Genomic DNA, 23,862 nt, shown 5'->3' with positions numbered 1-23,862 from the left:
AGAGCCGCAAAGGAATTCGTGGTGGCAACGCGAGCTAAGAAAACCGTCAAACGCAAGAGCGGCAAGAAGGCTGCGAAAAAGACCGCCAAGAAAACGGCCAAGAAAACGGCCAAGAAATCGACCAAGAAAACAGCCAAGAAGGCCGCGAAGCGGTCGGCCAGGTCGCGTACGCCCAAAGCTGCCAAGAAGACCAGGAAGGTTGCCGCCAAGACTGCGAAGAAGTCCAAATCCAAGGCCAAAGCGCGCGTGACCAAGACGGCGAAGAAGGCCGGCAAGACGAGCGCTAAGAAGCAGGTCGTTGCCAAGAAGGCCGCCGGGAAAGCGGCGAAGGTCGTGAAGCCAACAGTGGTGGCTGCGCCACCCGCGGCGCCGGCCCCCGTCGCGGCTCCTCCCAAGGTTGCGAAGCCGAAAGCGCCGCGCGCGCCTGCTAAGAAAGAAGTCGCTCCGCAGACCGCAGAGCCGGTGGCGGCGCCGTCGCGCGAAAACGCCTTTTACATCACGACCGCGATCGCCTATCCCAACGGCCAGCCCCATATCGGCCACGCCTACGAGGCGATCTCGGCGGACGTGCTCGCGCGCTTTGCGCGACTCGACGGCAAGGACGTGTTCTTCCTGACCGGCACCGACGAGCACGGGCTGAAGATGGTCCAGACCGCGCAGAACGAGGGGCTGACGCCGTCGGCGCTCGCGACCCGCAACGCCAACCGCTTCAGGGAGATGGATGAGCGGCTCGACGTTTCGTTCGATCGCTTCATCCGCACCACCGAAGAGCAGCATCACCGCTCCAGCAAAGAGATCTGGCGGCGGATGGCTGATAACGGCGACATCTATGCCGACACCTATGCCGGCTGGTACTCGGTGCGCGACGAGGCGTATTACGCCGAGGACGAGACGCGCCTGAACGATGACGGTGTGCGGCTTGGTCCGCAGGGCACGCCGGTCGAATGGGTGGAGGAGAAGAGCTATTTCTTCCGGCTGTCTGCCTACCAGGACAAGCTCCTGAAGCTCTATGAGGAGAAGCCCGAGTTCATCGGCCCGGATGCGCGCAAGAACGAGGTGGTGAGCTTCGTCAGAAGCGGCCTGCGCGATCTTTCGATCTCGCGCACCACCTTCGACTGGGGCGTGAAAGTGCCCGGTGACGAAGAGCATGTGATGTATGTCTGGGTCGATGCGCTGACCAATTACATCACCGGCGTCGGATTCCCCGACGAGAGCGACGCCAACTGGGGCCGCTGGCCGGCGGACGTCCACATCATCGGCAAGGACATCATCCGCTTCCACGCGGTCTACTGGCCGGCGTTCCTGATGTCGGCGGGCATTCCCTTGCCGAAGCGGGTCTATGCGCACGGCTTCCTGTTCAACAGGGGCGAGAAGATGTCGAAGTCGGTCGGCAATGTCGTCGATCCCTTCAATCTCGCGGATCAGTATGGCGTCGACCAGATGCGCTATTTCTTCCTGCGCGAGGTGCCATACGGCCAGGACGGCAACTACAACCACGAGGCCATCGTCGCGCGCATCAATGCCGATCTTGCCAACGATCTCGGCAATCTCGCGCAGCGTTCGCTGTCGATGATCGCCAAGCAGCTCGGTGGGGTGCTGCCGGAGCCCGGCGAGTTCAGCGACAACGACAAGGCGATGTTGGCGCAGGCAGATGGCATGATCGCGCTTGCGCGTGAAGCGATGGCGACGCAGCAGATCCATCAATGGCTCAACGCGGTGTGGGCCGTGGTGGCCGAAGCCAACCGCTACTTCGCGGGCGAGGCGCCCTGGGCGCTGGCGAAGACCGATCCGGCGCGGCAGAAAACGGTCCTGTACGTGACCGCCGAAGTCGTGCGCCAGATCGCGATCCTGACCCAGCCCGCGATGCCGACGGCATCAGGCAAGCTGCTCGACAGCCTCGGCATCCCCGAAGGCGAGCGCAACTTTGCGATGCTCGGCGGCGAGAAGCGGATCGCGCCCGGCTCGACGCTGCCCGCGCCGACGCCGGCGTTCCCGCGCTACGTCGAGCCGGCGGCGTAAGGCCCGGACGATGTTGGTCGACAGTCACTGCCATCTGGATTTTCCGGATTTCTCGGACGATCTCGACGGGATCGTGTCGCGTGCCGCGGCCGCAGGCGTTGGCCGTATGGTCACGATCTCGACGCGGGTGCGCAAGCTCGACCAGCTCATCGCCATCGCCGAGCGCTACGACAACGTCTATTGCTCGGTCGGCACCCATCCGCACAATGCGGATGAGGAGGACGGCGTCTCCGCCGACGAGCTGATCGCGCTGACGAAGCATCCCAAGGTGGTTGCGCTTGGGGAAGCCGGGCTCGATTACTTCTACGACAACGGCTCGCCGGAGGCGCAGGCGAGGGGCTTTCGCGCCCATATCGCGGCGGCGCGCGCAACCGGCCTGCCGCTTGTGATCCACACCCGCGAGGCGGACGAGGATTGCGGGCGCATCCTGGAGGAAGAAGTCGCGAAAGGATCATTTGCCGCCGTGCTGCATTGTTACACGGGCGGACGCGAGCTTGCTCTGAAGGCGATTTCGCTTGGTCTCTACATCGGCTTCACAGGCATTCTGACCTTCAAGAAGTCGGAAGCATTGCGCGCGCTCGCGGCCGAGCTTCCGGCGGACCGCATCCTCGTGGAAACGGATTCGCCCTATCTCGCGCCGGGCAAATTCCGCGGCAAGCGCAACGAGCCGGCTTATGTGGTGGAGGTGGCAAAGGTGCTCGCCGAGACGTGCGGCGTATCGCTTGAGGAGATCTCGCGCCAGACCACCGAAAACTTCTTCCGCCTGTTCTCCAGGGTGAAGGCCTGAACCAGGGACGCCGCATGACACTGACGCTGACGATTCTGGGCTGCGGCTCCTCCGCCGGCGTGCCGCGCCCGGCGCTCGGCTGGGGCGCCTGCGATCCCAACAATCCAAAGAACCGCCGCCGCCGCTGTTCGCTGCTGGTCGAGCAGGCCGGCGAGCACGGCACCACGCGGATCGTGATCGACACCTCGCCCGACCTGCGCGAGCAGCTGATCGACGCCAATGTCGACCACATCGACGCCGTGTTCCTGACCCACGAGCATGCCGATCAGACCCACGGCATGGACGATCTGCGCTCGGTCGTGCTGCACATGCGCAAGCGCATTCCGACCTATTTCAACCAGTCGACCGCCAAAGACATCATGGCGCGGTTCTCCTATTGCTTCATCTCGCCGGAGGGCAGCGACTATCCGCCGATCCTGACGCGGCATTCCATCGAGGCGGGCGAGACCCAGACCATCCTGGGGAAGGGCGGCGCGGTGAAGATGACGGCCTTCCTGGTGCAACACGGCCAGATCCCCGCGCTCGGCTATCGCATTGGCGATGCCGCCTACACGCCCGACCTCAACGACATTCCGCGCGAGAGCTGGGGCGCGCTGGAAAATCTCGATCTCTGGATCGTCGATGGCCTGCGCTACACCGGCCACGTCAGCCATTTCAGCATCAATGACGCGCTGTCCTGGATCGAGCGCTTCAAGCCGAAGCGCGCTGTCATCACCAACATGACTGCTGACGTCGATTACGAGGTGGTGAGGCAGTCGCTGCCGGCGGGCGTGGTGCCGGCTTATGACGGCATGCGGCTGGAGATCGTGCCGTCGCCTTAGAGTTCGAAATGAGAATCGAGCAGGCCGCTCCAATCGTTCCTGCTCCGACCGTCCATGCTCACCAGTTTCCCTGTCCGGTCAAAATGAACGTACATTGTCCATGAAAACACGATTCCAAAGTGGTCGACCTCGCGTTGCGAGGTGAACATGGTCTCATCGTAATGCTGTAGATCGGGCACTCTCGACTTCACCACGTCCAGAGGGTCGCCCTTCCTCAGCAACTGCCATTCTCCTGGCATTGGTGGCTTGGCCATAAGAACGATACTAGTGGAAAGAAGTATAACGATTGCAAGGACAGCGATTTTCTTCACGGTGTCGTCCTACCAGGCGTAGCGCATGACGGCCTTGCCGGTATAGGACCGCACCTGGCTCGCGAATTCGCCGTCGAAGCTTGCGGCTGCGGCCCAGCCGTTCAGCCATTTCAATTCAATCGCCCCGCCCGCGAGCGCTGAGTTCGGAGCCAGCGCCGCGCCGCTGGCGACGTAACCGAGGCCGGGCAGCGCCTGGAAAGCCGGTGCAACCGTGCTTGCGGCGCTGAAATCATGCGCCCAGGCGAGGTGCGTCCGCAAATTCAGCGCACCGCCCTGAAGCGCGAAGGACGCGTTGGTGCGCAAGCCCAGTTCGCTGCGGCTGTCGGTGACACGATCGCTGCCGAAGGCCGCCGCAAACGCGTTCGTAGCAAAGGCCGGTTGGGATGCGTTTGCCGGCAGGCTGAAGGCCATGACCTGTCCGGCGGCGTAAGCGGTCACGCCGAGCCAGGGAATCGCGAAGCGATAGCCGCTCTCGATGCGGCCGGAATAAGCATTGGCGTTGAAGGCCGCGTTGAGCTGGTCGACGCCGGGATGATCGCTGGTGATGGCTTGCCAGCCATAGGCAACCGCCGTGGCGACATAGGCCTGCCCGACCGTATGCCTGACGAAGGTTCCGGCCTGAAACAGATCGGAGCGACCACTGCCGGCGCTGCCGGCGAAATTGGTGCCGCCGCCGGCCATGGCAAAGCCAAACCGCGTTTGCGGCGACAGCGAGTAATCGGCCCCGACCACGGTTGCAAAAATCCGGCTCGATGAGCTCGGGCCCGGCGCGGCGCTGCTGCCTGCCACTTGCGAGCCGCCGATTCCCGAAGCCCAGACGTTCCAATGCGGCGCGTACGAGGAGCCGGTGAGGGGCATCTTGCCGTAGAGGGCCTCATAGACCTCGCGCCCGACACCACCGCGCGTTCGATCTGACGGGATCGCGGCGTAGGCCGCCAGCGCTTCGTCAGCGAGCGCCGGCGAGGCTTCCGCGCCGCGACCGTCGATAGCGGGATCGAGCAGCGTCTGCGTGAACTGCGTCATCGCGAGGAAAGTCGCTTGCGCGGTCTCGGCCTGGGACAGCGCCAATGGGCCCGGTGGCGATGCCGGACCGATGCCGGCACTCATACCCGAAGGTGGCGACATGGCTGCAGCAGCGACGCTCGGCTGACTGGTTGGATTGCTGCCCACGGGAGGTGAGGTCATGCCGCCGGTGACCGCGCCGCTGTTGGGCGTGGCCGGAGAGGCGATGGCAGCGCTGCCGGCATTGGGCGTTGCCGGCGATGCGGGACCTGCGGGCATCTGAGTTGTTTGCGGGGACGATGCAGGAGCGGCAGCCTGCTCCGTCGCAGGCGCGCTAACAGGCGCCTCCGGCAGGCCTTGCGCGTGCGCGATGTCCGGAAGCAATCCGATCATCAATAGCAGCGCCCGACGCAAAGATGCGTCTGTGCGCAAGACAAATCGCATGAAGCGCCCCACCGGGCCGGTCGCCCGCCGCGTCTATCGCGCAGCGCCTCGTTCGGGAATCAGCGAATCCGACCTTGTGAAACCGTAGGCAGGCCGGGATTTTTTTCAAATCTTTTCCGGCCGTTTCCGGACTTTCACGGGAACCCGAGCCCCGATCGCACGCAACAGGCGAATCAGGCTGATATCGCCTTCGCCGAGTCCACCTGGTTGCGCAGCAGGAATTTCTGGATCTTGCCCGTGGACGTCTTCGGGATCGGCCCGAACACCACGGCCTTCGGGGTCTTGAAGCCCGACATATGCGAGCGGCAGAACGCGATGATGTCGGCTTCGCTGGCGCTCGCGCCGTCCTTCAGCTCGACGAAGGCGCAGGGCACCTCGCCCCATTTCGCGTCGGGTTTTGCCACCACGGCTGCGAACAGCACGGCCGGGTGCTTGTAAAGGATGTCCTCGACCTCGAGGGAGGAGATGTTCTCGCCGCCGGAGATGATGATGTCCTTGGAGCGGTCCTTGATGATGACGTAGCCGTGCTCGTCGAGCACACCGAGATCGCCGGTGTGAAACCAGCCGCCTTCGAAGGCCTCTTTGGTGGCATTCTCGTTCTTCAGATAGCCCTTCATCACGATGTTGCCGCGGAACATGACCTCGCCGATGGTCTCGCCGTCGCGCGGCACCTCCTGCATGGTCTGCGGATTGATGACGGTGACGCCTTCCTCCAGCGGGTAGGGCACGCCCTGCCGGCGCTTCATACGCGCGCGCTCAGGCGCGGACAGTTCATCCCAGCCCGGCTGCTCAGCGCAGACGGAGGCGGGGCCATAGACCTCGGTGAGCCCGTAGACGTGGGTGAGCCTGATGCCGATGCTCTCGGCGCCTTCGAGCACGGCGACGGGCGGCGCCGCGCCCGCAATCAGGCCAACGATGCGCCGCGCGGCATTTCCCTTGGGCGCATCGGGCGCGTTGATCAGCGTGTTGTAGACGATCGGCGCGCCGCACATGTGCGTGACGCCGTGCGTCTTGATCAGCTCGAAGATCTTGGTCGGCTCGACCTTGCGCAGGCAGACGTTGATGCCGGCCGATGCGGCAATGGTCCAGGGGAAGCACCAGCCGTTGCAATGGAACATCGGCAGCGTCCAGAGATAGACCGGATGCTGGCCGAGATTGCCGGCGAGGATGTTGCTGACGGCGTTGAGATACGCGCCGCGATGATGGGTGACGACGCCCTTGGGATTGCCCGTGGTGCCCGAGGTGTAGCTCAGCGCGATCGCGTCCCATTCGTCCTGCGGCGGGATCGCGTTGAAGCCGGGGGCGCCCTGCGCGACCGCTGCTTCATACTCGATCTCGCCGATACGCTGTCCGCCCTTGAATGAAGTGTCGTCGACGTCGATCACAAACGGCTTTGGACCCTTCATCTGCGCCAGCGCATCGGTGATGACACCGGCAAACTCGGGATCGACCAGGATGATCTTGGCCCCGCCGTGATCAAGCTGGAACGCGATCGAGGGCGCGTCGAGGCGGATGTTCAAAGCATTGAGCACCGCGCCGGTCATCGGGACCGCGAAATGCACCTCGTTCATCGCAGGTACGTTCGGCAGCATGGCTGCCACGGTGTCGCTGACGCCGATGCCCTTGCCTGCCAGGTACGATGCAAAGCGCCGGCACCGCTCATAGGTCTCGGCCCAGGTGAAGCTGCGGCTTTCATAGACGGTGCTGACATGGTCGGGATAGACGGCGGCGCTGCGCGCGAGGAAGCTCAACGGGCTCAATGGCACGTAGTTGGCGGGCGTCTTGTCCAGGCCGATATTGTAGTGGTTCTGCCTCTTATTCATCGGCACACTCCCTCAACTCTTCAAAGGAATCCGATCGAAATCCACGGGAAGATCGCAACGATAATCAATCCCACCAGCAACGCCAGCAGGTAGCCCCAGATTGGCCTGATGCCTTCGGCGGGGTCAACGCGTCCAATCGCGCAGGCGGCATAATAGCCGACGCCGAAGGGCGGGGCGAACAGTCCGATGCCCATGGCGAGGATGATGACCATGGCATAGTGCACCTCATGCACACCGACGGCGCGCGCGATCGGAAACAGAAGCGGCCCGAACAGCACGATGGCCGGAATGCCCTCCAGCACGCTGCCGAGGATGGTGAAGGCCAGGATCGAAACCGCGATGAAGGAAGCCGAGCCGCCGGGCAGCCCGGTCATGGCTGATGCGAGCGAGCGCGAGAAGCCGGATTGCGTCAGGCCCCACGCCATGCCGGTGGCGGTGCCGATGATCAGCAGGATCGCCCCGGACAGCGCCGCAGTCTCGACCAGCATCGGAAACAGCCGCCGCCAGTCGAAGCGGCGGTAGATCAAAAGGCCGACCAGGACGCCGTAAACGATGCCGATCGTGGAGACCTCGGTGGCGGTCGCAATGCCTTCGACCACCGCGTAGCGGATCACGAAGGGCAGGGCCAGCGCGGGCAGGGCAATGACGAAGGTCTTGCCGATCTCGCCAGCCGTGGCGCGGCGGACATGGCCCATGTCCTCGTGGCGGTAGCGCCACCAGACCAGCATGCAGAGCGTCAGCGCCAGCACCACGCCGGGCAGCAGGCCGCCGGTGAACAGGGCCGCGATCGAGACGCCCGTGACCGAGCCAATGGTAATGAGCACGAGGCTCGGCGGAATGGTTTCGGTCTGCGCGCCGGTGGCCGCGAGGAGGGCGACGAGATCGCCGGGCCTGGCGCCGCGCTGCTTCATCTCGGGGAACAGGACCGGCGCGACCGCGGCCATGTCGGCTGCCTTGGCGCCGGAGATGCCGGAGACCAGATACATGGCGCCGACCAGCACGTAATGCAGCCCACCGCGGACATGGCCGAGCAGGCTCGCCAGGAAGGCCACCATGGCCCGGGCCATGCCGGTCATTTCGATCAACAACCCAAGGAACACGAACAGCGGCACCGAGAGCAGGATCAGATGGCTCATGCCCTCGTCCATCCGCCCGACCAGCACCATCACGGGCGTGCGCGTGGTCAACGCGAGATAGCCAAAGATCGCAAGGCCAAAGCCGAACGCAATGGGAACGCCAGCAAAGACGCAGAAGCCGGCGACGCCGACGAAGAAGATCACCAGGTTGAGATTGCCGAGCGGCCGCAAATACGGCTCGGCGAGCCAGAACGAACCGACGACGACGGCAACGGTCAGCGCGGCCGTCAGCACGGTCCGATAGTCGGCGGCGCGCAGCAGGCGCAGCACTGCGAACGCCGCCATCAGGCAGATGCCGACCGGCAGCGCCGCGGCGCGCCACATGTTCGAGATCTGCAGCGCCGGCGTGGTGATGAAGCTTTCCTCATAGGCGTAATCGTAGGACGGCCAGACGATCATCACGAGGAACGCCAGCGCGGCGCAGACCGCTACGAGATCGAGATAGGCCCGCATCGCCGGGCGCGCGCTCGCGACGATCGCCGTCATGCGCATGTGCTCGGAGCGGCGGAACGCCACCGCGGCGCCCAGCATCGCCAGCCACAGGAACAGGATGGAGGCGAGCTCGTCCGACCAGATCAGCGGCCGGTGAAATCCGTAACGCGCGACGACGCCGGCGAACAGGATGACGATCTCGGCGACGACCAGGATCGCCGCCGGGATCTCGACGATGAAGCCGAGCAGGCGCTCCAGCGAGGCCAGAAACGAAGGTCGGCGAGGGGACTGCACGGTCACCTCGCCCACCACCTCGGTCACCTGAACCTCGATATGAGCCATGACGGCCTTGATCTTGATGCGTTACGACAGCTTGCCGACGGCCTTTTCCAGGAGGTCCCAGGCCTGATCGCCGTACTTGCCCTTCCATTCGGCATAGAAGCCGGCGCTGCGCAGCTTGTCGCGGAACGGCGCGGTTGCCGGCTGGTTGAAGGTCAGGCCCTTGCCGGCCAGCTCCTGCTGAAGGTTGGCATTGAGCTTGGCGGTGTCGGCGCGTTCCTTGATGGCGGCGGCATTGATGTTCTTGGCAACGATGTCGCGCACGTCATGAGGGAGCTTTTCCCAGGCGCGGCGGTTCGCCAGGAACCAGAAGCCGTCCCACATGTGGTTGGTCAGCGAGCAGTACTTCTGCACCTCGTAGAGTTTTGCGGTCGAGATGATCGCCAGCGGGTTCTCCTGGCCCTCGACGACCTTGGTCTGGAGCGCCGAATAGACCTCGCTGAAATTGATCGAGGCGGGCGCCGCGTCGAACGCCTTGAACATCGAGGTCCAGAGCGGCGAAACGGGCACGCGGATCTTGAAACCCTTCAGATCGTCGGGGCCGTTGATCGGCCTGGTCGAGGACGTGGTCTGCCGGAAGCCGTTATCCCAGATCTTGTCCATGACCTCGAGGCCGGCCTTCTTGATCTCGCCGCGGACATGGGCACCGAGATCGCCGTCCATGGCCTTCCAGACCGTGTCGTAGTCCGGAAACGCGAAGCCGATGCCGTTGATCGAGGCCGCTGGCACCAGCGTCGCAAGGATCAGGCCGGACAGCGTGAAGAACTCGACGCCACCAGAGCGGATCTGGCTCAGCATGTCGGTGTCGGAGCCGAGCTGGTTGTTCGGGAAGATCTGGAGGTCGAACTTGCCGCCGGTCTCGCTCTTGATCGCCGCAGCCATCTCCTTGGCTCGGATGTTCAGCGGATGGGTGTCCGGCAGGTTATTGGCGTATTTGTACGAAAACTCGGCCGTCTGGGCGCGCGCCACATGGGGTGCGCCGATACCGCTAACAACGGCGGTCGCGGCGGAGGCCTTGAGAAGCGTGCGTCGGGAAAAGCTCATCGGGGGTTTGCTCCCAAAAGGTTTGTTGTTGTTCTGAGATGCAAACCTATACGGACGGAAGGCCATGAGGTCATCTGCGATCTCGCGAGGTGTCGCTTATTGCAGCGGAGCCGGGCCGCGGCAATATCGGCTTTCGGAGGTGCGGGCTCACCACAAAACCTGGCAAAACAACCCCATGCAAAGTAGCGCCCGTTAGCGGCCACCAGGCTCAACGGCTGTGACGATTTGGGAGCTCAACCGAATGCGTGCTGTCAGGAATTCCGTGTAAATATCTGATCTAATTCGATATAAAAATATTCCATAATATACCTTATGCGAATTACGGATATGGGCTTGCAGATCAGGCCGGATATTTCCGCAGCTACCCAGAACCCCGCTCCCGGCTCACAATTAACTCTCCAAGCGAAGCCCAAGGCCAATCTCTTCACAGGCGGCAAAGACCGCTGTTCCTGGGAGTCTCATCATGCCGAAGCATGCCGCGCGCGGGCCTGAGTCTCGGGCCATTCCATTCGATGCCGCCAAGCTCGACCGTCTCATGGAGGCCGCCGGCCTCGATGTGCTGATCGCGACCTCCAAGCACAATGTGCAGTACCTCTTGGGCGCCGAGCGCGCGATCTTCTTCGACTACATGGATGCGCTGGGCGTCAGCCGGTACCTGCCGGTCCTGGCCTATCCCAAAGGCGAGCCCGGGAAGGCCATCTATGTCGGGCACCGCCTGGAGACCCATCAGCGCGCGGTGGCGGCACCATGGGTGCCGCAGGTCAAGACCGAGTCCAACGGCTCGGTCGATGCCGTCACGCGCGCCGTCGACGCCTTGAAGGACGCTGGCGTGCCGATGAAGCGGGTTGGGGTCGAGATGGCGTTTCTGCCGATGGACGCCGGGCATGCGCTGGCCGACACCCTAGCCGATGGCGAGCTCTGGGACGCGCTCCTGCTGCTGGAGCGCCTGCGTGCAGTCAAGTCGGACACCGAGCTTGCCAAGCTCAAGACCGCCTCAGAGCTCGTGATCGCGTCCATGCTGGAGGTGATTTCGAAGCATGGCCCGGGTACGACCAAGCAGCAGCTGTCCGACGCCTTGCGCATCGCGGAGGCCCAGCGCGGGCTGACCTTCGAATATTGCCTGCTTGCCTGCGGCAACGGCCACAACCGGGCGCCGTCGCCGCAGCGCTGGGAGCAAGGCGATGTGCTCTCGCTCGACTCCGGCGGCAATTATCACGGCTATATCGGCGACCTCGCCCGCATGGCCGTGCTGGGCGAGCCGGATGGTGAATTGAAGGACCTGCTGGCCGAGATCGAGGCCGTCCAGCGCGCCGCCTTTGCCGCCGTGCGGCCGGGCGCGCTTGGCGGTGCGATCTATGCTGCGGCCGAGCAAGAGCTCGCGAAAATCAGCCAGCGCGACTGCACCGATTTCCTGGCCCATGGCATGGGCCTCGTCAGCCACGAGGCCCCTCGCCTGACCGCCGAGGGTCCGGTTCCCTACGATGATCCCGACGCACGGCTGCCGCTGGAGTCAGGCATGGTGGTGTCGATCGAGACCACCATGAAGCATCCCAAGCGCGGCTTCATCAAGCTCGAGGACACCGTCGTGGTGACGCCGACGGGCTACGAGATCTTTGGCGAAGCCGGCCGCGGTTGGAATCTCGGCGGTAGCGCGCTTTAGCGGCGTGGCTCCGATATCTGTCAGGTCCGCCGCCGATGCCGATAATCCCGTGGGGACAGTCCAAAGCGCTGGCGAAAATTGCGATTGAAATTCGAGAGGTCGCCAAAGCCCCAGCGGAAGGCGATGTCGGAGACCCGCATATCCATTGGTCCCTCAAGTTCGGCCGCGCAGCGGAGCAGCCTGTGCTCCAGCACGGTTTGCGCGAACGAGTGCTCCCACTCCTCGAACACCTTGTGCAGATAGCGGGTGGAAATCCGGAAATGCGTCGCGACGGAGGCGGCAGAGAGCGAGGGATCGGCGAGGTTGGCGTCGATGAACTTCAGGATGGCGGCGTGAAGCCCGCGGTGCAGGGACTGGCGCTGACCCATTCGCGCCTCCTCCGTCCCGCCGACTGAAAGCGCCACCAGTTTCACCAGATCGAGGGCAAGGGACTCCGCTGCGTCCGCAGGCAGATCACTGACGCGGCCGGCGAGCGATTTGAGAAAGCTTATCGTGATCTCGCCCAGAGCGCCGGTGTTCGAGACGCAGATTCCCGTCGACCGGTCGGGCGCCTGCAGCAATGGTCGCAGCATGTGCCGCGGGATGCGAAACGAAAATACGTCCCAATCGTCCATGAAATCGAGAAAATACGGCCGCGTCGAATCGACAATGGCGAACTGGTTCGGTCCAACGATGGTCTCTCTGCCTTCCGTCTCGTAGCGACAGCGCCCCGCCAGTTGAAGGTTCACGAAATACACCTCCCGGGGCGACTTTCTGATCTCCGCATCCCCGCGGATGACGTGGTGAGCCTTTGACTGGACGGTCGTCACGTTGATGGTCGAAAGCGGCTGAGCCGTTACGCGGCTGGGAAACCGCCGCAGGTCTCGTCGCTCGGCAAGCTCGGGCCTGAGCGTCACGAAGGCCTCGCACAGCACTTCGCGCCAATAGGCAAACTGTTCGCGGTCGGGCAGCTCTTCGGTGTTCCAAATTTGCATCAGACCCACCTCTCCGCCTGGCATGGCGGCTTTGGCTTGTGTCCATCAAGCAAGATCGAGGCCATCGCCGTTCGCTCACGGCCAAGTTTTCATTCTCTCATTGCCAAGAAGCGATGCTGCGCCACGGCCGAAACTGGCAGCCAGTTCACACGCGAACCGGAGCTGCCAAATGACTGTAACCTTCAAGCTGAGCACCGATCAACTCGCGATCAGGTCGGGTGCGCGGGCTTTCGCGGAATCCGTGCTGACGGCGGTCAAGCCGGAAATCGACGAGTACGCCAAGCCGGACGAGCGCTTCTACGCGACGCGTCCTTTCTACGCGAAAATGGTCGATGCTGGTTTCGTCAAGGCGCTTATTCCAGCAGAGTATGGCGGCGCAGCAATGTCGACGCTCAACTTCGCTCTCGGTGCCGAAGAGCTTGCGCGCGTCGATATCAACGTCCCATCGGCCGTGCTGGCGACGGGGCTGGGATTGCAGCCGGTCCTGCGGTTCGGAACCGAGCTGCAAAAGTCGGAATTCCTCAAGCCGTTCATCGAAGACGGCATGAGACTCGCTGCGCTGGCATTCACGGAGGTCACGGGAGGCGCCAATTTCGACACGCCCGATCCAAGGTTCGGGGTCCGCACCTTCGCCATTCGCGAGGGCGATGACTGGGTCATCAATGGCGAGAAGCACTACACGACCAACGGCACCGGGTGGGACGGCAAAGGCGCCCACCTCTACTCCGTCGTCTGCCGCACCGATCCTGGCAAGGGACCAGCCGAGTCGCTGGCGGTCATCATGGTCCCCGGCGACACGCCCGGGATCAAGGTGACCGGGATATTGGATACTCTGGGCCATCGCGCCACGATTTCACCCCGCATGCGCTTCGAGAATGTTCGCGTCCCCGCGCGCAACATCATCGGGTCCCCCGGCCAGGGCGGGAAGATCATCGGCACCGCCTTCGCATGGACGGCTGCGCTGATCGGGGCCGCGACGGTCGGCGTCATGCGCGCTGCGTTTGATTGCGCGCTGAATTTCGCGCGCACGGACAGGCGATCTGGACCGGTTCCTGTGATCGAGCACCAGAACGTCGGGTACATGCTGGCCGACATCAAGATGCGCATCGAGGCAGCCCGTTACCTGAGCTGGAAAGCCTGCGAGCAATTCGATCTGTCCGGAGGAAGCGATCACGAGCTTCCCCACATGGCCAAGGTGTATTGCTCAGAGCTCGCCGTGCAGGTCGTCTACGATGCCATGAGGCTGGTCGGCGTCGACAGCTACACGGATATGCATCCGCTCGCGAGCCTGATGCAGGATGCCCTCTGCTTCCCGCTCTACGACGGCGGAAACATGGGCGTGCGGCGGCGCCAGTTGCACGAGTTGATCAGGAGCCCGTCCTACGATCCCTTGGCGGCCGCCGAGGGGATTCACGACTAGCGGGCCCATGTCCCCGCTGAAGATCTTTCAGCCGCAGATCTCCGCGGGCCATGAGGCGTGAGCGCAGCGCATCTTGCCTGGCGGCAACCTTGGGAGCAGACTGCCTGCAACCAAAAATGGCACCGGGAGGAGACGCTGATGCAAGGTTTTGTGCGCGCCGTGGCGGCCATTGTTGCCCTGCTCGTGTTGTCGGTGCCGGCGCGTGCGGACCGCTGGATCGCGAGTTGGACCGGCTCGGCCCAAGGGCCCTATCCGGCAGGAAATGCGACGGCGCAGCCCGAGCTCCGATTTGCCTTCCCCTCTCCGGAGCTGGGCGCTCGGGATCAGAGCTTTCGCCTCGTCGTTCGGCCTGATGTGTGGGGAGGCCAAACCCGCATTCGGCTATCGAACGTGTTTGGAACCCGGCCGGTGACGTTCGACAACGTATTCGTCGGCTTGCAACACAGCGGCGCCGCGATTGTCGAGGGCACCAATGTCGCGGCTCAGTTCGGTGGCAAGTCCAGCATCACGATCCCTGCGGGCGAAAGCGTCGTCTCCGATCCCGTCACGCTGGGGTTTGTCGGCCCCTCCACCGCGGCGCTGCTCAGGGGCCGGAAGCTTGCCGTCAGCTTCCACGTGACCGGAGAGAGCGGTCCGATGACGTGGCACGCGAAGGCGCTGACCACATCCTATCTGACCGCGCCCGGCGATGGTTCCAGGAGCAGCGAGATCGCCGAGACCGGCTTCCCGTTCTCGACCACCTCTTGGTACTTCCTGGATGAGGTCGACATGAGCGTCGCCGATCGCACCCAACTAATCGTCGCCTTCGGCGATTCGATCACGGACGGTACCGGGACCACGATCAACGGCGATGACCGCTGGCCGGATGTCCTGTCGCGCCGGTTGCATGCACGCTTCGGTGACGACTACGTCATCGTCAATCAGGGCATCGGCGGCAACCAGGTCGCAGGCCCGTCGGATTATTCCCCGGACAAGCCGTTTGCGGGTGGCCCCTCGGCGATCTCGCGGCTCGACCGTGACGTCATCAGCCTGCCGGGCGTCGCCGCGGTGATCTGGATGGAAGGCATCAACGACTTCGGGGCCGCCGACGCGGCCGTCGAAACGGTGGAGAACGGCTATTCCAACGGCGTCGCGCGGCTGCGCGAGCGCATCCCCGGCGTGACGATCGTTGCCGCGACCCTGACATCGGCGCTGCACAGCATCATCGCGACGCATGGCCGCGTTGAGGTCGACGCCAAGCGCAAGGCACTCAACGGGTTCCTGCGCACGAGCAAGATTTTCGATGGCGTCGTCGATTTCGACGCGGCGACGTTCGATGCCGCGACCGGCGAGATCAAGGCGGCGATGCAGCCTAATTCATCGATGGGCGGACCGGGCGACAAGCTCCACCCCAACCGCGCAGGATATGCCGCGATGGGCAATGCGATCGAACTGGAGATGATCACACCGCGCAAAGACAAATAGAGCTGCCATCGGTCATACTTTCAGGAGCGTGGCCTTGGCTTTTTTCGGCGAGACGCGCACCAAGACTAGCGCAGCGGCAATAGCTCGATCTGGCTCTGCGCCTTCTTGACGGCGCTGGCGAACCAGCTCTGGTTCGGCGCCGCTTTGGCAAAGCATGCCGTGAACGCGGCCATCGCCTGATCCTCACGGGTCATATCGCCCCGCGGGTCCTTCTTGTTGATGGGCTTTGCCATCATCTGTTTCCAGACCTGCTCGCAGGCCGGGATCTCGGCTGTCTTCACGGCGTCGCGGACGGCGACGAAATAGACATTCTCGCCCTGGATCACGACCACGTCGATTTCGCTCGGCGGCCCCTTGATGTCGCCGTTGCCACGCAAGCCCAGCACGGCGACCGCGACGCTCGCCGCTGCAGGCCTGGCGATCGGCAGCTCCGCATATTTGGCGAAGGCGGCGTCCTGGATCGCAGAGTAATAGAAGCGGTCTGACTTGAACGCGGCGCCCATCTCCTGCGGCATGCCGTCCTCGCGGTGCTCGCCGAGCCAGTGCTTGAGCAGAGCCATGGTCGTCACCACGGCCTCCGTCTTGTCGGCTTTGGAGTAGAAGGCGAGTCCGTCAAGATGGCCAAAGCCCGAGTCGCCCTTAAAGAGGGTGTCGACATTGGACTGTGGGACAGCAGGAAGTCCTTTGATCACGACCGGCCCGATCCGGCCGCGCAACACCCCCGCGAGCTCCTTGAGCGCCGCCTCGTGCTGCTTGGAGGTCTCGTCGTTCTCCGGCGCTTTGGAGAATTTTTCGATGTAGCGATCGCGCAAGTCGAGGTAGTGCTGCTCGAGGTAACGTTGCTCGGAACCGGCAGCATTTGCGCTCGTGACGCACATGAGCAAGCAGAGCAGGCTACCACTTCATAACGATCCCGCCGGGTGAGGAGCTGTCTTCAGTCTTTGTGCCGGAGTTCCGCGGGAAGGTTCATTCCAAGGCGGGCGCCCTCGCCTTGGGCCGGCGCTAGCGCCGGCCGCCGACCTCATCGATCCGGCGCAGCATGTCGGCGGGATCTTCATAGACGCGGAAGGCGCCGGATTGGCGCAGCTCGTCCGGCCCGTAGCCGCCGCTCAAGAGGCCCACGCCAAGCGCGCGGCAACGGACGGCGGCCATCATGTCCCAGACGCTGTCGCCGACCACGACCGCCGTCTCGATCGGCGCGTTCAGCCGCGCGGCTGCCGCGAGAAACAAATCGGGATCGGGCTTTGCATATTTGACCTGGTCGCGCGTCACCACGTGCGTGCGTTGCGGATCGACGCCGAGCGAGGCGAGGTTCACTGCCGCGGTCTCCATCCGGCCGCTGGTGGCGATCGCCCACGGGATCTTCGCTTCCGATAGCCATTGCAGCAATTCACGCGCGCCCGGCAGCGGGCGGATCTGGCCCGCCTGTTGCTGGTAGGATGCCGCATGCGCGCGACGCAGCCGGTCGATGCGCTGCTCGCTGATCTCCACCCCGATCTCGCGCAGGAGCTGGTTGGTGAAGAGACCACCGCTCATGCCGATCTTGCGATGGATGCGCCAGACCGAGAGCTCGATGCCCTCTGCATCGAGCGCGTGCTCCCAGGCGAGAACGTGTTGATAGACGCTGTCGACCAGCGTGCCGTCGAGGTCAAACAGGAAGACCGGTTCGATGCGCATGCAAGCTCTCCATCTGATCGTAGCGGCGGAGCGCCCTCGCCTCCGCCGCGACATGGAAGCATACGATCAAGACGATAGCTTGTTCCTTTAGAGCGCGATGGGATTGAACCATCATCGCGCTCTTAGGCTATTGTTTGAGCATGACCTTTTCGGAAAACGCTTCACACTTTTCCGGATCATGCTCAGGCGTCAGCGATGGCGCAGTCGGCGATTGACCCGGCGGGCCAGATAGTCGCCGGCGGATTGGACCGCCTGCACCAGCGCGATCAGCACGACCACGACGGCGAGCATCATCTCCGGCATGAAGCGCTGGTAGCCGTAGCGGATGCCGAGATCGCCAAGCCCGCCTCCGCCGACCGCACCGACCATCGCGGAGTAGCCGAGCAGGCTGACGATTGCGAGCGTGAGCGCGAGGACGAGGCCGGGCAGCGCCTCGGGGATCAGCACCTTGAACACGATCTGCAGCGGCGATGCTCCGAACGAGGACGCCGTCTCGATCAGCCCGGCATCGACCTCGCGGATCGCGGCTTCGACGAGCCGCGCGATGAACGGCGTCGACGCAATCGTCAGCGGCACGATCGCCGCCGTCGATCCGATCGACGTGCCCGCGACGAGGCGCGTGAACGGGATGATTGCGACCACTAGAATGATGAACGGTGTCGAGCGCGTCGCGTTCACGACCATGCCGAGCACGGCATTGACCGCGGGCGCGGCGAACAGCTCGCCCTTGCGGCTGGTCGCCAGGAATACACCGATCGGCAGGCCGAAGACGGTGCCGAGCAGCGCGGCGATCGAGACCATGAACAGGCTCTCGCCTGTGGCCTGGACGATGAGATTGATCATTTCAGGCGACATGGCCGAGACGCTCCGAAGCGAATTGGTGTTGCGCGAGCCAGGCCAGCACCTGCTGTGCCGCCCCCTCCCCGGCGGGAATCCCGATCGTCAACGAGCCGACATGCTGGCCGCCGATCTCGTCGATGCGCGCGGCAAGCAGCGCCACGTCGATGCCGACCTCGCGCGCGAGCCGCGCCACGAGCGTGTTGCCCGCACCCGTGCCGCGCACCTGGACGCGGATCACGGCCTGCCCGCCCGCAACCGGTGCGCTCGTAAGGCGCGAGGCCAGCGACACCGGCAGGCTATCGCCGACAACCTCGGCGATGAAGGATTGCGTGATGGGATGCTGCGGATTGGTGAAGATGTCTGCGACGTGGCCGCGCTCGACGACGTGGCCGGCATCGATCACGACCACCTCCTTCGCGAGCTGCCGCACCACGGACATCTCATGCGTGATCAGCACGATCGTCACGCCAAGCTCGCGATTGATGTTCGCGAGCAAATCGAGGATTGCGCGCGTGGTCTGCGGATCGAGTGCCGAGGTCGCCTCGTCTGACAGCAGCACGTTGGGGCGCGTCGCCAGCGCCCGTGCGATGCCGACGCGCTGCTTCTGGCCGCCGGAGAGTTCCGAGGGATAACGGTCGGCCTTGTCAGCGATGCCGACGAGCGCGAGCAGCTCGGCGACACGCGCGCTGATCTCGGTCTTCGGCCAGCCGGCGATTTCCAGCGGCAGCGCGATGTTGTCGGCGGCGGTGCGCGAGGACAGCAGGTTGAAGTGCTGGAAGATCATTCCGATCGAGCGCTGCGCGAGCCGCAGGTTCCGGCCGGCGAGCGCGGAGATGTCGCGACCGTCGACCACGACGCGGCCGGTGGTCGGTTTCTCCAGCCCGTTGATCAGGCGCACCAGGCTCGACTTGCCCGCGCCGGAGCGGCCGATCACGCCGGTGATCGATCCGCGCGCAATCGCAAAGTCGATGTCTTGCAACGCACGAACGCCGGGCTTGTGGCGATAGGCCGGATAGACCTTGGAGATGCCTTCAAACCGGACCATGGCGTCGGGCGCATCGCCGGGCGAAATTGCTGCGTGTGCCCCGATCGGTTCCCCGACCGCGAGCGCTTGGTGTGCATTCATTCGAAAAACTCTCATTCGCAAGGCATCGCCGGCTCGAGCGGCCAAGCGAGGTGGCAGCGCTGGGAAGCGTCAGGCGAGCGGGATTGCCGGACTGCGCGCTGCATTGCAGCACGCACAATCGCCCGATCCGGCCTGTGTTGCAATCGCAGATATCCGGGCCGTACTAGGCAAAGCTTTCCAGAATTCTCTCCGCCGGAGAAAATTCGTTCGCGCCCCGTCCTAGCCTCCGCGGATCTGCAACCACGGCAGCACGATCACGAGCAATCCGGCAAAATAGATCAGCCCGAAAATCAGGCCAAAGCCCCAGAACTGGCCCTTGCCGATATAGCCGCTGCCGAAATACATCGGCGCCGGCCCCGTGGCGTAAGGCGAGATCACGCCCATCAGGCCCAGCGAATACATGCAGAGCATCGCAAGCGTCGTGACCGGAAGGCCCGCGATGCCCGAGCCGACCGCGAGCACCACCGGCAGCACGGCCGCCGCGTGCGAGGTGATGCTCGAGAAGAAATAGTGGATCCAGAAGAACAGCGCGACCAGCATGATCATCGCCGTCGACGGCGACAGCCCGGCGAGCGGTTTGGCGTATTCGTTCGCAAACCATTTGATGAAGCCGATCTCGTTCAGGCCGGAGGCCAGCGTCAGCAGCGAGGTGAAATAGAAGAACACCTCCCAGGCGCTTTTCTCGCTGACGATGTCGTTGAACTCGACGACGCCGGTGATCAGCATCAGTGAAATCACGATGAACACGACCGTGGTGGCGTTGATGAAGTTCGAGCCGAGGATCGGCAGGCTGATGTCGGGGGTCGAGCCCGTGATCCACAGGAACATCGCGAGCACGATCAGGGCCAGCATGATCCATTCGGGGCGCGACATCGGCCCCATCGTTGCGAGCTCGCGGCTCGCCCATTCGGAGATCTCGGGGCTGCGCTTCACCTCGGGACGGCAGATGGCATAGCCCAGAAGCGGAACCAGCAGCATCAGGAGGATGCCGAGCGGCGCAAAGCCGATGAACCACTGCGCCCAGCTTATGTCGATGCCCGCGGTCTTCTTGGCGATGGCGAGCGCCGCCGCATTGGGCGCGAGCGCTGTGAAGAACAGCGAGCTCGTGACGGCGGTCGCGGCGAACGCGGTCCACATCACATAGGTGCCGATCTTGCCCGCGGTCGGGCCGGGCTCGGAGCCGTAGATGCGCGGGATGTTGCTGATGATGGGATAGACGATGCCGCCGCTGCGCGCCGTGTTCGAGGGCGTTGCCGGCGCAAGCAGGAAATCCGACATCGCGACCGCATAGCCGAGGCCGAGCGTGTTGCGCCCGAGGCTGTGCACCAGAACGAGCGCGATGCGCCGGCCGAGCTGGCTCTTGCGATAGCCGATCGAGAACACGAACGCGCCGACGATCAGCCACACCGTGCTCTCGGCAAAGCCCGCCAGCATCCAGCGCAGCGATTTGGTTGGATCGGGGTCGATATAGCCGCTGATACCGGCGACCGTCAGCCCGATCAGGCCGACCGCGCCGACCGGCATCGATTCAAGAATGAGACCGGTGATAACCGCCGCAAACACCGCAAAATAGTGCCACTGATTGGCGTTGAGACCCGCAGGCACCGGCCACAGATAGATTGCAAGCCACACCACGAGCGGGGCGAACAGCTTCCAGCGAAATCCCTTCGCCTCGGGCGCCTTTGCGTCAACCATCACGGGCTCTCCCCCTCAATTCCTGTGGCGTTATCCCGGCTCGTTGACCGAGGTTCAGCGCCTCGAGGGGCCGTATACGGATAGTCTAAGACGCGATCAACGGCCGCGCGAGGCCAACCCACCGGCGAGGTCACAAACACGTGGCGTCATGCGGTTTGCCAGGGCCTCGACAGGCGCGGACCGAAGCGCCTATCTTGCCCGAATGAGCAGCGATCATGACCACCACCATCATCACGATCACGACCATTCGGAACTCTCCGAGACCGAGCTGCGCGTGCGCGCGCTCGAGAGCATCCTGACGGAGAAGGGCTACGTCGATCCGGCCGCGCTGGATGTCCTGATCGAGACCTATGAAACCAAGGTGGGCCCACGCAACGGCGCGCGCGTGGTCGCGCGGGCCTGGACCGACCCGGACTATCGCGAACGACTGTTGAAGGATGGCACAAGCGCGGTCGCCGAGCTCGACTATGTCGGACGCCAGGGCGAGCATCTTGTCGTGGTCGAGAATACGCCGGACCTGCACAACATGGTGGTGTGCACGCTGTGCTCCTGCTACCCGTGGCCGGTGCTGGGCTTGCCGCCGGTCTGGTACAAGTCGGCCCCCTATCGCTCGAAGGCGGTGAAGGATCCGCGCGGCGTCTTGAAGGATTTTGGCTTCGAGCTGCCGCCGGGCACGAAAATCCGCGTCTGGGATTCAACCGCCGAGATCCGTTACCTCGTGCTGCCGATGCGGCCCGCGGGCACCGAGGGCTGGAGCGAGGAGCGCCTTGCCGATCTCGTCACCCGCGACAGCATGATCGGGACTGGCCTGCCAAAGCGGCCGCACGAGGTAGCGTGATGGACGGTGCGCATGACATGGGCGGCGTGCCTTGGTCAGGGCCCGTCAGACCCGAGCCGAATGAGCCGGTGTTTCACGCCGAATGGGAGCGGCGCGCGTTTGCGCTGACGCTCGCAATGGCGACGGTGGGCAGGTGGAACATCGACATGTCGCGCTTTGCCCGCGAGAACCGCCCGCCGGAGGATTATCTCAGCAAGAGCTATTACGAGATATGGCTCGCTGGAATCGAGCGGTTGATGGGAGAACGCGGGCTCGTTGCGGCCGACGAGATCGCGGCCGGCAGGGTGCTGCATCCCGTAAAGAACGTCGACAAGATCCTGAAGCGCGACGACGTCGCGGCCGTTCTCCGTCGCGGCGGCCCGACCGAGCGCGAGACCACACGCCCTGCCCTGTTTGCCGCCGGCGATCGCGTACGCGCCAAGAATATCCACCCGGCAACACATACCCGGTTGCCGCAATATGTGCGCGGCCATGTCGGCCACATCGAGCGGGTTCTCGGCTGCCACGTGTTCCCTGACAGCAACTCGCGCGGCGCTGGCGAAGATCCGCAATGGCTTTACACGGTGACGTTCGCAGGCGCTGATCTGTGGCCCGACGTGCCGGATCCGGCATTGACCGTCTCGGTCGATGCCTGGGAGCCCTATCTGGAGCGCGCGTGATGGCGACGCGTTCGCAGGCCGCGCGGGAAGCCATCCGCGCGGTGCCCGGCATTCCCCGCGATGACGACGGCCCTGTCTTCCGCGCGCCCTGGGAAGCCCATGCCTTCGCGATGGCGCTGACACTCTACGAACGCGGCCTGTTCAGCTGGAACGAATGGGCAGCCGCGCTCGCCGAGGAAATCAGCCGCGCGCAAGGAGCGGGCGATCCCGACACCGGCGAGACCTACTATCTGCACTGGCTCGCCACGCTGGAAAGGCTCGTCGCCATCAAGGGGGTCACCTCCACGGAAACCCTGCACCGCTACCGCGACGCCTGGGATCACGCTGCCGATCGCACTCCGCACGGCCAGCCGATCGTGTTACAGGCGGAGGATTTTGGCTAATCGCCCCAACCCACACTGTCATTCCCCGCGTAAGCGGGGAATCCAGTACGCCGCGGCTTCTCCGTATCCCGCAACCGCCTCTGGAATACTGGATCATCCGCTTTCGCGGATGATGATACCGAGTATGTAGCGCTACCGTCGCGCCACGTACTCCGCCCACCCCTTCGCTCGCAGGCTGCACGCGGGACACTCGCCGCAGCCATAACCCCAGTCATGCTGCGCGCCGCGCTCGCCGAGATAGCAGGTGTGGGACTGCGCGCGGATGAGATCGACGAGAGGGTCGCCGCCGAGCTCATGCGCGAGCTGCCAGGTCGCGGCCTTGTCGATCCACATCAGTGGCGTATGCAGCTCGAACTTGCGCGCCATGCCGAGCGAGAGCGCGCTCTGCATCGCACGGATGGTGTCGTCGCGGCAGTCGGGATAACCGGAGTAATCCGTCTCGCACATACCGCCGACGATATGCGTGATGCCGCGCCGGTAGGCGAGCGCGGCGGCAAAGGTCAGAAACACCAAATTGCGGCCGGGCACGAAGGTGTTGGGCAGGCCGTCGGCGCCCATCGCGATTTCGACGTCACGGGTCAGCGCCGTCTCGGACACCGCTGCCAGCGTCGGAATCGAGAGCGTATGGCTCTCCCCCAACTTGGCCGCCCAATCTGGGCGTAAGCGCTTCAGGCCGCCGACAAGGTGCTCGCGGCAGACAAGCTCGATGGCATGGCGCTGGCCGTATTCGAAGCCGAGCGTCTCCACGCGCGCAAAGCGGTTCAGCGCCCAGGCGAGGCAGGTTGTGGAATCCTGGCCGCCGGAAAACAGCACCAGGGCGGTTTCGGATGAAAATTGTTCGCTCATGGGCGCGATTTAGCACCGCGTGCCTGCGCCGCCAATCGGTGGAAATCGGCTCATTTCACGGCGTTGTGCTGGGAACGCCGGGCCGCTTGCGGCATAAAGCTGACATTGAGGAGAATTGGCCC

General features: G+C 64.2%; 21 protein-coding genes. 9 read left to right on the top strand and 12 right to left on the bottom strand.

What is annotated here, in order from left to right:
* Window positions 1–21: 21 nt before the first annotated feature.
* The 3 genes from metG to YUU_RS0115915 are packed head-to-tail and all read left to right on the top strand — an operon-like array spanning window position 22 to window position 3,627.
* A complete protein-coding gene (gene metG, locus YUU_RS0115925) occupies window positions 22–2,019 on the top strand; it encodes a methionine--tRNA ligase (protein WP_084801460.1) in 1,998 nt (665 codons plus the stop codon).
* 10 nt (window positions 2,020–2,029) lie between these two features.
* On the top strand, window positions 2,030–2,806 hold the full coding sequence (locus YUU_RS0115920; RefSeq protein ID WP_027523285.1) for a TatD family hydrolase: 777 nt from the start codon (window positions 2,030–2,032) through the stop codon (window positions 2,804–2,806).
* A gap of 14 nt (window positions 2,807–2,820) precedes the next feature.
* Window positions 2,821–3,627, top strand: coding sequence for an MBL fold metallo-hydrolase (locus YUU_RS0115915; RefSeq protein ID WP_027523284.1), 807 nt, complete (start codon window positions 2,821–2,823; stop codon window positions 3,625–3,627).
* Here the strand turns inward: YUU_RS0115915 and YUU_RS0115910 are convergent.
* The 5 genes from YUU_RS0115910 to YUU_RS0115885 form a co-directional block, all read right to left on the bottom strand.
* Window positions 3,624–3,938: a hypothetical protein gene (locus YUU_RS0115910; protein ID WP_156944323.1), complete on the bottom strand. Its 315-nt coding sequence runs from the start codon at window positions 3,936–3,938 to the stop codon at window positions 3,624–3,626. The genes YUU_RS0115915 and YUU_RS0115910 overlap by 4 nt on opposite strands.
* 9 nt (window positions 3,939–3,947) lie before the next feature.
* Complete coding sequence (locus tag YUU_RS50970; protein ID WP_198031763.1) at window positions 3,948–5,333, bottom strand: autotransporter outer membrane beta-barrel domain-containing protein; 1,386 nt, start codon at window positions 5,331–5,333, stop codon at window positions 3,948–3,950.
* Window positions 5,334–5,557: 224 nt separating this feature from the next.
* The gene (locus tag YUU_RS0115895) at window positions 5,558–7,207 is read right to left on the bottom strand and encodes an acyl-CoA synthetase (RefSeq protein WP_027523282.1); all 1,650 of its coding nucleotides are present in this window, start codon (window positions 7,205–7,207) and stop codon (window positions 5,558–5,560) included.
* Between the two features lie 20 nt (window positions 7,208–7,227).
* Window positions 7,228–9,117: a TRAP transporter large permease subunit gene (locus tag YUU_RS0115890; RefSeq protein WP_027523281.1), complete on the bottom strand. Its 1,890-nt coding sequence runs from the start codon at window positions 9,115–9,117 to the stop codon at window positions 7,228–7,230.
* 21 nt (window positions 9,118–9,138) lie between these two features.
* Window positions 9,139–10,158 carry a TRAP transporter substrate-binding protein gene (locus tag YUU_RS0115885; protein ID WP_027523280.1) on the bottom strand — a complete coding sequence of 340 codons (1,020 nt, stop codon included), beginning with the start codon at window positions 10,156–10,158 and terminating at the stop codon, window positions 9,139–9,141.
* Window positions 10,159–10,621: 463 nt separating this feature from the next.
* Between YUU_RS0115885 and YUU_RS0115880 the strand changes: the two genes are divergently transcribed.
* Window positions 10,622–11,818 (top strand): Xaa-Pro peptidase family protein, encoded by a 1,197-nt coding sequence (locus YUU_RS0115880; RefSeq protein WP_027523279.1) that lies wholly within the window; start codon window positions 10,622–10,624, stop codon window positions 11,816–11,818.
* 20 nt (window positions 11,819–11,838) lie between these two features.
* On the opposite strand, the gene YUU_RS0115875 is transcribed toward YUU_RS0115880, so the two are convergent.
* On the bottom strand, window positions 11,839–12,792 hold the full coding sequence (locus YUU_RS0115875; protein ID WP_063621723.1) for a helix-turn-helix domain-containing protein: 954 nt from the start codon (window positions 12,790–12,792) through the stop codon (window positions 11,839–11,841).
* A 169-nt stretch (window positions 12,793–12,961) separates the two neighbouring features.
* On the opposite strand from YUU_RS0115875, the gene YUU_RS0115870 reads away from it, so the two are divergent.
* Both YUU_RS0115870 and YUU_RS0115865 read left to right on the top strand, forming a co-directional pair.
* Entirely contained in the window at window positions 12,962–14,212 is a 1,251-nt protein-coding gene (locus tag YUU_RS0115870; RefSeq protein WP_027523277.1) for an acyl-CoA dehydrogenase family protein, read from the top strand.
* Between the two features lie 138 nt (window positions 14,213–14,350).
* Entirely contained in the window at window positions 14,351–15,676 is a 1,326-nt protein-coding gene (locus YUU_RS0115865) for a GDSL-type esterase/lipase family protein (RefSeq protein ID WP_245288022.1), read from the top strand.
* A 65-nt stretch (window positions 15,677–15,741) separates the two neighbouring features.
* Here YUU_RS0115865 and YUU_RS0115860 read toward each other — a convergent pair whose 3' ends face one another.
* The 5 genes from YUU_RS0115860 to YUU_RS0115840 all read right to left on the bottom strand — a co-directional run bounded on the left by YUU_RS0115860 (window position 15,742) and on the right by YUU_RS0115840 (window position 21,014).
* Window positions 15,742–16,554: a hypothetical protein gene (locus tag YUU_RS0115860; RefSeq protein WP_035662482.1), complete on the bottom strand. Its 813-nt coding sequence runs from the start codon at window positions 16,552–16,554 to the stop codon at window positions 15,742–15,744.
* Between the two features lie 124 nt (window positions 16,555–16,678).
* A complete protein-coding gene (locus tag YUU_RS0115855) occupies window positions 16,679–17,353 on the bottom strand; it encodes an HAD family hydrolase (RefSeq protein WP_027523274.1) in 675 nt (224 codons plus the stop codon).
* Window positions 17,354–17,542: 189 nt separating this feature from the next.
* Window positions 17,543–18,208: a methionine ABC transporter permease gene (locus YUU_RS0115850; RefSeq protein WP_027523273.1), complete on the bottom strand. Its 666-nt coding sequence runs from the start codon at window positions 18,206–18,208 to the stop codon at window positions 17,543–17,545.
* Window positions 18,198–19,319 carry a methionine ABC transporter ATP-binding protein gene (locus YUU_RS0115845; RefSeq protein WP_035662480.1) on the bottom strand — a complete coding sequence of 374 codons (1,122 nt, stop codon included), beginning with the start codon at window positions 19,317–19,319 and terminating at the stop codon, window positions 18,198–18,200. The genes YUU_RS0115850 and YUU_RS0115845 overlap by 11 nt, the downstream gene beginning before the upstream one ends.
* A gap of 219 nt (window positions 19,320–19,538) precedes the next feature.
* Entirely contained in the window at window positions 19,539–21,014 is a 1,476-nt protein-coding gene (locus tag YUU_RS0115840; protein ID WP_027523271.1) for a DASS family sodium-coupled anion symporter, read from the bottom strand.
* A gap of 202 nt (window positions 21,015–21,216) precedes the next feature.
* On the opposite strand from YUU_RS0115840, the gene nthA reads away from it, so the two are divergent.
* The 3 genes from nthA to YUU_RS0115825 are packed head-to-tail and all read left to right on the top strand — an operon-like array spanning window position 21,217 to window position 22,894.
* A complete protein-coding gene (gene nthA / locus YUU_RS0115835) occupies window positions 21,217–21,852 on the top strand; it encodes a nitrile hydratase subunit alpha (protein ID WP_027523270.1) in 636 nt (211 codons plus the stop codon).
* The gene (gene nthB, locus YUU_RS0115830; protein ID WP_027523269.1) at window positions 21,852–22,511 is read left to right on the top strand and encodes a nitrile hydratase subunit beta; all 660 of its coding nucleotides are present in this window, start codon (window positions 21,852–21,854) and stop codon (window positions 22,509–22,511) included. Before nthA ends, nthB begins: the two co-directional genes overlap by 1 nt.
* On the top strand, window positions 22,511–22,894 hold the full coding sequence (locus YUU_RS0115825; protein WP_035662477.1) for a nitrile hydratase accessory protein: 384 nt from the start codon (window positions 22,511–22,513) through the stop codon (window positions 22,892–22,894). The genes nthB and YUU_RS0115825 overlap by 1 nt, the downstream gene beginning before the upstream one ends.
* A gap of 132 nt (window positions 22,895–23,026) precedes the next feature.
* Here YUU_RS0115825 and queC read toward each other — a convergent pair whose 3' ends face one another.
* Entirely contained in the window at window positions 23,027–23,740 is a 714-nt protein-coding gene (queC, locus tag YUU_RS0115820; RefSeq protein WP_027523267.1) for a 7-cyano-7-deazaguanine synthase QueC, read from the bottom strand.
* Window positions 23,741–23,862 lie beyond the last annotated feature (122 nt).

This window comes from Bradyrhizobium sp. Ec3.3, assembly GCF_000472925.1.
In the GTDB taxonomy this organism is placed as follows: Bacteria; Pseudomonadota; Alphaproteobacteria; order Rhizobiales; family Xanthobacteraceae; genus Bradyrhizobium.
The sequence above is the reverse complement of the archived record's forward strand: the minus strand, read 5'-3'. Positions and strand labels throughout refer to the sequence as shown.

Coding starts and splice junctions, on each gene's coding strand:
- YUU_RS0115920 (WP_027523285.1), top strand. CDS start 2,030: ATGTTGGTCGACAGTCACTGCCATCTGGATTTTCCGGATTTCTCGGAC.
- YUU_RS0115915 (WP_027523284.1), top strand. CDS start 2,821: ATGACACTGACGCTGACGATTCTGGGCTGCGGCTCCTCCGCCGGCGTG.
- YUU_RS50970 (WP_198031763.1), bottom strand. CDS start 5,333: ATGATCGGATTGCTTCCGGACATCGCGCACGCGCAAGGCCTGCCGGAG.
- YUU_RS0115895 (WP_027523282.1), bottom strand. CDS start 7,207: ATGAATAAGAGGCAGAACCACTACAATATCGGCCTGGACAAGACGCCC.
- YUU_RS0115890 (WP_027523281.1), bottom strand. CDS start 9,117: ATGGCTCATATCGAGGTTCAGGTGACCGAGGTGGTGGGCGAGGTGACC.
- YUU_RS0115885 (WP_027523280.1), bottom strand. CDS start 10,158: ATGAGCTTTTCCCGACGCACGCTTCTCAAGGCCTCCGCCGCGACCGCC.
- YUU_RS0115880 (WP_027523279.1), top strand. CDS start 10,622: ATGCCGAAGCATGCCGCGCGCGGGCCTGAGTCTCGGGCCATTCCATTC.
- YUU_RS0115875 (WP_063621723.1), bottom strand. CDS start 12,792: ATGCAAATTTGGAACACCGAAGAGCTGCCCGACCGCGAACAGTTTGCC.
- YUU_RS0115870 (WP_027523277.1), top strand. CDS start 12,962: ATGACTGTAACCTTCAAGCTGAGCACCGATCAACTCGCGATCAGGTCG.
- YUU_RS0115865 (WP_245288022.1), top strand. CDS start 14,351: ATGCAAGGTTTTGTGCGCGCCGTGGCGGCCATTGTTGCCCTGCTCGTG.
- YUU_RS0115860 (WP_035662482.1), bottom strand. CDS start 16,554: ATGTGCGTCACGAGCGCAAATGCTGCCGGTTCCGAGCAACGTTACCTC.
- YUU_RS0115855 (WP_027523274.1), bottom strand. CDS start 17,353: ATGCGCATCGAACCGGTCTTCCTGTTTGACCTCGACGGCACGCTGGTC.
- YUU_RS0115850 (WP_027523273.1), bottom strand. CDS start 18,208: ATGTCGCCTGAAATGATCAATCTCATCGTCCAGGCCACAGGCGAGAGC.
- YUU_RS0115845 (WP_035662480.1), bottom strand. CDS start 19,319: ATGAATGCACACCAAGCGCTCGCGGTCGGGGAACCGATCGGGGCACAC.
- YUU_RS0115840 (WP_027523271.1), bottom strand. CDS start 21,014: ATGGTTGACGCAAAGGCGCCCGAGGCGAAGGGATTTCGCTGGAAGCTG.
- nthA (WP_027523270.1), top strand. CDS start 21,217: ATGAGCAGCGATCATGACCACCACCATCATCACGATCACGACCATTCG.
- nthB (WP_027523269.1), top strand. CDS start 21,852: ATGGACGGTGCGCATGACATGGGCGGCGTGCCTTGGTCAGGGCCCGTC.
- YUU_RS0115825 (WP_035662477.1), top strand. CDS start 22,511: ATGGCGACGCGTTCGCAGGCCGCGCGGGAAGCCATCCGCGCGGTGCCC.
- queC (WP_027523267.1), bottom strand. CDS start 23,740: ATGAGCGAACAATTTTCATCCGAAACCGCCCTGGTGCTGTTTTCCGGC.